Below are 6,091 nucleotides of genomic sequence, written 5' to 3'. Positions count from 1 at the left end.
GAGTTCACGAGCACTACTTCGTAACCTTCGCGGCGCAGCACCTTACAGGCCTGCACGCCGGAGTAGTCAAATTCGCAGCCCTGGCCAATTACGATCGGGCCAGAGCCAATGAGCATAATCTTCTTGATGTCGGTACGCTTAGGCATTCTTTTTGCCTCCATTCAAATTCTTCTGCGCGGCTTTTGCGGTCGCGGTTTTTGTTTTGCCATTTTTCTGTGCAAGAGCGGCTTTTACAAGTCCGCTGAACAGCGGGTGCGGTGCCGTAGGACGGCTCTTGAATTCCGGATGGAACTGGCAGGCTTCAAAGTAGGGGTGGTTCTTGATTTCCACCATTTCTACGAGCTTGCCATCGGGCGATGTACCGGCAATTTTGAGGCCGGCCTTTTCGAGTTCCTTGCGGAATTCGCTGTTGTAGTTGAATTCATAGCGGTGACGGTGACGCTCGCTTATCTTTTCGCTCTTGTAGAGCTTTGCGGCGTTGGAATCCTTCATGAGCTTGCACGGGTAAGCACCGAGGCGCATGGTGCCGCCCTTTTCGGTGACGTTCTTCTGTTCGTCCATCAGGTCGATGACCGGGTGGGCCGTCTTTTCGTCGAATTCCGTGGAGTTGGCGTCTTTCCAACCGAGCACGTTGCGTGCAAATTCAATCACGCAACACTGCATGCCAAGGCAGATGCCGAGCAGCGGAACCTTGTGTTCGCGGGCGTACTTGATGGCAACGCACTTGCCGTTCACGCCGCGGCTACCGAATCCTCCCGGAATCAGAATGCCGTCAGCGTTCTTGATGAGGTTCGGATTTTTTTCAAGTTCTTCGGCCTCGATGCATTCCACTTTCACCTTGGCGTTGTGTTCCATGCCAGCGTGCTGCAGGGCTTCGTGCACGGACTTGTAGGCATCACGGATGGCGATGTACTTGCCCACCAGCGCGATGGTACATTCGTACTTGGGCAGGGTGGCCTTCTTGACGAGTTTGTCCCATTCGGAGTGGATGATGGGGTGCACGCTCAGATGGAGCTGTTCAAGCACGCGAAGGTCAAGTTCCTGCTTGGAAAGTTCGCGAGGCACGGCGTACACGGAATCCGTCACGTCCTTTTCTTCAATCACGCATTCGGGCTTCACATTGCAGAAGAGCGCGAGCTTGTCCAAGTGATCTTGCGGGATCGTCATTTCGGTACGGCACACGAGAATGTCCGGGAAAATACCGATGTTGCGGAGTTCGGCAACCGAGTGCTGCGAGGGCTTGGTCTTGAGTTCGCCTGCAGCCTTCAGGTAAGGCACAAGAACCAGGTGAACAAAGCAGGTGTTCTCGACGCCGACTTCGAAGCGGAACTGTCTTGCGGCTTCGAGGAACGGGAGCGATTCGATGTCGCCAGCGACACCGCCGATTTCGCAGAGCACGATGTCGGCGCCGCTTTCGGCTGCAGAGCGGAAGGCGTCCTTGATTTCGTTCGTGATGTGCGGAATCACCTGCACCGTACCGCCGAGGTACTTGCCCGCGCGTTCCTTCGCGAGCACGGAAGAGTAGATACGGCCCGAAGTGTAGCTGGAAGCCTTGGAGCACTGCACGCCTGCAAAGCGTTCGTAGTGGCCGAGGTCAAGGTCGGTTTCGTAGCCGTCGTCGGTCACGAAGACTTCGCCGTGCTGGTAAGGGCTCATGGTGCCCGGGTCCACGTTCAGGTACGGGTCGAGCTTTTGCATGAACACCTTGTAGCCGCGGCTCTTGAGAAGCAGCGCCAGCGAGGCCGAGGTGATTCCCTTACCCAGCGAGCTGACCACGCCGCCGGTAATAAAGATGTACTTGGTCTGTTTTTTGGGGGCGGCCTTCGTCATTATTTTGCTCCCTTGAAGTCAAGAATCATTTGTCTGAATTCGCCGAACAAGTAGTAGGAATCGTTCGGGCCCGGAGCGGATTCCGGGTGGTACTGCACGCTGAACGCGGGGAGTTCCTTGTGGTGGATGCCTTCGACCGTATTGTCGTTCAGGTTGATGTGGCTGACTTCTACATTCGTGGGGAGCGAAGATTCTTCGATGGCATAGTTGTGGTTCTGGCTCGTGATTTCCACAGCGCCGGTCTTCAAGTTCTTTACCGGGTGGTTGCAGCCGTGATGGCCGAACTTGAGTTTGGAAACTTTCGCGCCGAGCGCAAGACCCAAGAGCTGGTTGCCGAGGCAGATGCCCATCAGCGGAACCTTGCCCAAAAGCTGCTTCACGACCGCAGCCACTTGCGGGAGGCTGTTCGGGTCGGCGGGACCGTTCGAGAGGAAAACACCGTCAGGGTTTTTAGCCATGATCTGTTCGTAGGTGGCGGTAATCGGGAGCACCGTGACCTTCATGCCCTGGTTCACCAGGTTTCTGAGAATGTTCGTCTTGATACCGAAATCGAGAGCGACAACGTTCAAGTCGCCTTCCGTGCTGAACTCGTAGCCCTTCGGGTCGCTGACCTTGCTGGCGTAGTCCTGGCCGTCGAGGCCTTCCCAGGCTTTTGCCTTTGCGATTGCATCGGCTTCGCTCATGTCGGTACCGTCTACGTGGAGGTAAGCTTTCTGTGCGCCATGGTCACGCAGGTGGATGGTGAGTGCGCGAGTATCCACGCCCGCGATGCCCGGCTTCTTGTGGGCGAGCATATAGTCGTGCAGGCTCTCTTCGCCGATTTCCTTGCTCACGTCGTCCAGCGAGTTCACGACAATGCCGTTCAGGAATACGTCGCGGGATTCGGACTTCTCGAGGTTCGCCGCGTAGGCGCCGACTTCTGCCGTGGTGAATACCACGAACTGCCCCGCGTAGGAGGGGTCCGTCAAAATCTGCTTGTAGCCCGCCATGCCGGTGTTGAACACCGCTTCGCCGACGGTATCGGTAGCACTACCAAAGGCGTACCCGTGGAACACGGCGCCATCCGCCAATGCCAAGAACGCTTTCTTCTCGCGTTTCGCTTTCCAGTTGAATTTATCTGTCATATATTGCTCGCGTTAAGTGAAAACTTGTTTTGTAATGTCATTCTGGAGCCTGTCATTCTGGAGTGCAGCGATAGAAACTGCGATAGAATCCACATGGACCCTATCGCGCGGCGTGGCCTTGCTCCAGGGTGACAGTAAAAAATAAAGGCAAAAGCCAGAAGCTTTTGCCAAGCGATTGAAAACTTTAAAGACAGGAATGAAAATCAGATGCCCGGGGAGAGTCGCCTGGTTCCGTTGCGAGTGGCTTGCAACGGCGGTACTCATGTGTGCCTCGATGGATTCCGATATTTTCATCGGAACCAAAAACTAGCATTCTGCCAAGGCGTTGGTAAGGCGTAAAAAAAGAAAAATTTTTGCGAAATTCGCTCAAAATGGGCAATTCTTTTACAATTTTTGTAGTTTTACGATTTTGCATTACATAAAATGTAAAGCCGTTTCTCGGCCCAAAATCCATTCTTGCGCAACAACGCTATCTCGTGCGCCATTTACCCCTCGACCCGTAAAATGGCACGATTTTTGCACGCCTGGCGCGTCCGTTTCCCTGCTTGCACCCGAACGGGTGGGCTATGACCTTCGAGGTAGGGGAGACATAAATTTCAGAGAGGCATTATGCTCGACGAATTACACGAAGAATGCGGCGTCATCGGCATCTACAATGGCGATACCGTCGTGAGGAATATAACCATGGGGCTTTACGCCCTGCAGCACCGCGGTCAGGAAAGCGCCGGGTTCGCAGTCACTGACGGAGACAAGGTTCGCGTCCGCAAGTCCATGGGGCTTGTATCCACCCTCCTCCGGGAACACAACATCGACGAATTTGACGGCTTTGCAGGCATTGGCCACGTGCGTTACAGCACTACCGGGGCATCGACCCTCGCCAACGCCCAGCCGATTCTGGTAAGCTGCAAATGGGGGCAGCTCGCGGTGGCCCACAACGGAAACATCACCAACGCCACCGAACTCCGCGCCGAAATGGAAAGCGAAGGGCACATTTTCCAGACCACCTCCGATTCCGAAATTCTCTTGCACGAAATCGCCCGTACCGAGGCCGACACCCTGGGAGACGCCATTAAGAAGGCCATCACGAAATTCACGGGCAGTTTTTGCCTCGTGTTTATCAGCAAGGACACCATGTTCGTGGCCCGCGACGGCTTCGGGTTCCGCCCGCTTTCGCTTGCCCGCATGGGCAAGGCTTGGTGTGTCGCGAGCGAAACCTGCGCCTTTGACCTGCTGGGCGCAAACTATGTGCGCGATATCCAGCCCGGCGAATTTTTGACCATCACCCAGAACGGGCTGCACTCCGAGCGCTTTACCCACAAGGACAGGCTTGCCCATTGCATTTTCGAGTATATCTACTTCAGTCGCCCCGATTCCAAGATTTTCGAACAAAGTTGTGACAAAATCCGCCGCAAGATGGGAAAGCAACTGGCGAAAGAATGCCCCGTAGACGCGGACATCGTCATCTCCGTGCCCGACAGCGCCACCACAGCTGCGTTAGGTTATTCGCAAGCCAGCGGCATCCGCTTTGAAATCGGGCTTCTCCGTAACCATTACGTGGGCCGCACCTTCATTGACCCCACGCAGAACGTGCGCGAGCAGAAGGTCAAGCTCAAGTTCAACCCCATCGAAGGCGTACTCAAGAACAAGCGCGTGTGCGTGGTGGAAGATTCCATCGTTCGCGGCACGACGCTCAAGATTCTTTCCCGAATGTTGCGCGACGCGGGCGCTCTCGAGGTCCACATCCGCATCGCATCGCCTCCGGTGGCGCACCCCTGCTTCTTTGGCATGGATTTCCCGAGCCAGGGCGAACTGGCCGCAAGTTCCATGACTCCCGACGAAATCGCCAAGATGCTGGGCGTCGAAAGCCTCGGCTACCTGAGCGTCGAAGGCATGAAGGAATGCACCGGCGAAGGCGAGCACTACTGCGCCGCCTGTTTCGACAACGACTATCCCGACTACATCGGCTCCGACACGAAAAAGACCCGCTGCGGGTAAGTACCATTGTTTCAAGGCGCAAAATGCTCTTTTCTCTAAAAAACCTAAAACCAACCTCCTAGAACCAAATACTTATCCTTGTTTTTTCTAAATTTGGGGCGATGAAAGTCTTGTTCCGCATTTTTTGCGCCCTGGTGCTGCTCGCCGTAGCGGCATGTGACTTGATGCGCGAAAAGAACGACCCTGTGGTGGTTTCCGTGGGGGATTCGAAACTCTATCTTTCGGACATCCATAAGCAGGCCCCGCAGTGGGATTCCTGGACCGACCGGGAACGCCTCGCTTTCTTGGAGCGCTGGATAGACGAAGAGACCATGTTCCAGGAAGCCCAGCAGAGAGGGATTGACCAGGACCCGGTCTTGTCTATGCAAATCGAACAGACGGTGCGCAAAATGGTGGTGGACCGCCTGATGCAGAGTTTCGAGGACACCATGGTGGTAAGCGATGCCGAACGTATCGACTACTACAACGCCCACAAAGAAGATTACCTGCGGGGCAAAACCCTGGTTTCGGGAGCCCAGCTGTTCTTCAAGGACTGGACCTCGGCAGATACTTACTACAAGGGCCACAAGTCCCTGGACTACGACTCCCTGCCGGCGGCGCATTACCTGATCAAGAAGATTGAACCCTTTGACTCCCTGGCCGAATCGCCGGATTCCTGCATGATAGCCGATATCCGCGAGGTGACGGTGGGCAAGCTTTCGCCCATGAAGGTCTGCTCGGGAGCTCTCAAGATGGTTGTGGTGACCCAGAAGCTGGATTCCGCCGACGTTTTGCCCTACGACGAGGTGGCGGAGACGGTGGCAACCCAGGCGTGGCTTGAACACCGCAAGGCCGTACGTGAACGTTTGAAAAAGGAATGGAAAATGTCCCGACCGATTTTTTCACAGACGGACGTGTTTTCCAAGAAGGATAAGTGATGACGAAAGTCAAGAATTTTGTGTGTTTTGTCTGCCTGTTTGCCGCAAGCCTTTGGGCCGCTCCAGTACTGATGGAAGGCGTTGCCGCCGTGGTAGACGGCAAGCCCATTATGCGTTCAGAGTTCCTGAACAACCTTTACCAGTTCCAGGAAACTCCTGAAGGCTCTGCCATGACGGAGCAGCAGCAGAAGGACTATGTGCTGGATCAGATGATCGAGGAGAAGG

At 55.2% G+C, this 6,091-nt stretch carries 6 protein-coding genes; 3 read left to right on the top strand and 3 right to left on the bottom strand.

The window, feature by feature from the left end:
* Nucleotides 1-138: 138 nt before the first annotated feature.
* The 3 genes from IKB43_11505 to IKB43_11495 all read right to left on the bottom strand — a co-directional run bounded on the left by IKB43_11505 (nucleotide 139) and on the right by IKB43_11495 (nucleotide 3,369).
* Nucleotides 139-1,830 (bottom strand): CTP synthase, encoded by a 1,692-nt coding sequence (locus IKB43_11505; protein MBR2470753.1) that lies wholly within the window; start codon nucleotides 1,828-1,830, stop codon nucleotides 139-141.
* Nucleotides 1,830-2,954 carry a glutamine-hydrolyzing carbamoyl-phosphate synthase small subunit gene (carA, locus tag IKB43_11500; GenBank protein MBR2470752.1) on the bottom strand — a complete coding sequence of 375 codons (1,125 nt, stop codon included), beginning with the start codon at nucleotides 2,952-2,954 and terminating at the stop codon, nucleotides 1,830-1,832. The genes IKB43_11505 and carA overlap by 1 nt, the downstream gene beginning before the upstream one ends.
* A 184-nt stretch (nucleotides 2,955-3,138) precedes the next feature.
* Entirely contained in the window at nucleotides 3,139-3,369 is a 231-nt protein-coding gene (locus IKB43_11495; protein MBR2470751.1) for a hypothetical protein, read from the bottom strand.
* Between the two features lie 194 nt (nucleotides 3,370-3,563).
* Between IKB43_11495 and IKB43_11490 the strand changes: the two genes are divergently transcribed.
* The 3 genes from IKB43_11490 to IKB43_11480 all read left to right on the top strand — a co-directional run.
* Nucleotides 3,564-4,949: an amidophosphoribosyltransferase gene (locus tag IKB43_11490; protein MBR2470750.1), complete on the top strand. Its 1,386-nt coding sequence runs from the start codon at nucleotides 3,564-3,566 to the stop codon at nucleotides 4,947-4,949.
* A 101-nt stretch (nucleotides 4,950-5,050) separates the two neighbouring features.
* Nucleotides 5,051-5,866 (top strand): hypothetical protein, encoded by an 816-nt coding sequence (locus IKB43_11485; GenBank protein MBR2470749.1) that lies wholly within the window; start codon nucleotides 5,051-5,053, stop codon nucleotides 5,864-5,866.
* Nucleotides 5,866-6,091, top strand: a 226-nt coding sequence (locus IKB43_11480; protein ID MBR2470748.1) for a hypothetical protein, incomplete at its 3' end; no start/stop codon positions are given. The genes IKB43_11485 and IKB43_11480, both read left to right, overlap by 1 nt.

This window comes from Fibrobacter sp., from assembly GCA_017503015.1.
Taxonomy (GTDB): domain Bacteria; phylum Fibrobacterota; class Fibrobacteria; order Fibrobacterales; family Fibrobacteraceae; genus Fibrobacter.
The sequence above is the reverse complement of the archived record's forward strand: the minus strand, read 5'-3'. Positions and strand labels throughout refer to the sequence as shown.

What these genes read in the sequence shown, in the direction of transcription:
- IKB43_11505 (MBR2470753.1), bottom strand. Translation starts at nt 1,830, where the DNA reads ATGACGAAGGCCGCCCCCAAAAAACAGACCAAGTACATCTTTATTACC.
- carA (MBR2470752.1), bottom strand. Translation starts at nt 2,954, where the DNA reads ATGACAGATAAATTCAACTGGAAAGCGAAACGCGAGAAGAAAGCGTTC.
- IKB43_11495 (MBR2470751.1), bottom strand. Translation starts at nt 3,369, where the DNA reads ATGCAAAATCGTAAAACTACAAAAATTGTAAAAGAATTGCCCATTTTG.
- IKB43_11490 (MBR2470750.1), top strand. Translation starts at nt 3,564, where the DNA reads ATGCTCGACGAATTACACGAAGAATGCGGCGTCATCGGCATCTACAAT.
- IKB43_11485 (MBR2470749.1), top strand. Translation starts at nt 5,051, where the DNA reads ATGAAAGTCTTGTTCCGCATTTTTTGCGCCCTGGTGCTGCTCGCCGTA.